General features: G+C 47.0%; 1 protein-coding gene. It reads left to right on the top strand.

Annotation, left to right across the window (positions count from 1 at the left end; translation table 11 throughout):
* The coding region (locus KVT28_RS24950; RefSeq protein ID WP_217550824.1) for a hypothetical protein at window positions 1–198 on the top strand (198 nt) is incomplete at its 5' end.
* Between the last annotated feature and the right edge of the window lie 81 nt (window positions 199–279).

Genomic DNA, 279 nt, shown 5'->3' on the forward strand with positions numbered 1-279 from the left:
TTGATTACTGTACAACTCGATCAGATTCTCACTCACCTGCACGGCCTTCTTGTTTGGCTCAAAGACCTTAGTGTAACCATAAGCCATGACACTCCCGCTGCAAACATTCTGATAACCCGCTGGCAAAAAGTTGATCACCTTCCCAAAACAGAAATTCCGCTGCGGCGCCAGGTGCTTTGTTCGCAATGTTACCCTTAACATGATACCCGTAACATTGCTCAGCAGGATGGTTACTGGGGTGCACCTTGTTGATTCTCATGTCCTCTGGGATAACCAAAA

This window comes from Pantoea sp. GbtcB22, from assembly GCF_019091025.1.
Lineage (GTDB): Bacteria > Pseudomonadota > Gammaproteobacteria > Enterobacterales > Enterobacteriaceae > Pantoea > Pantoea leporis.